Raw genomic sequence first — 256 nt, 5'->3', positions numbered from 1 at the left:
GTATTTGCTGATGTAATAAGCACGGCAGATGCCGTGGCACCAATCATGACGAAGAATAGCGAGATTAATCTCATGAATGGAGGTAGTTTGTCAGCTGCATATACATAAATAGACATGAACAACGCCTCTAAAAAGAAGGCGAAAATCTCAATTTGAAAGGGAACAGAAATAACCTGCCCAACAATTTTGGCAAAACCAGGCCAAAGAAGTGAGATTTGCACACCAACAATTGTTCCAGTTGGAATTGCTACACCGA

The 256-nt window shown here is 41.0% G+C and carries 1 protein-coding gene; it reads right to left on the bottom strand.

The window, feature by feature from the left end; genetic code table 11:
- Window positions 1-256 (bottom strand): cytochrome ubiquinol oxidase subunit I (locus SB658_RS25575; RefSeq protein ID WP_410603254.1); only part of this gene is annotated, 256 nt, incomplete at both ends.

Source organism: Bacillus sp. SIMBA_008, assembly GCF_046535495.1.
GTDB lineage: Bacteria > Bacillota > Bacilli > Bacillales > Bacillaceae > Bacillus > Bacillus subtilis.
The sequence above is the reverse complement of the archived record's forward strand: the minus strand, read 5'-3'. Positions and strand labels throughout refer to the sequence as shown.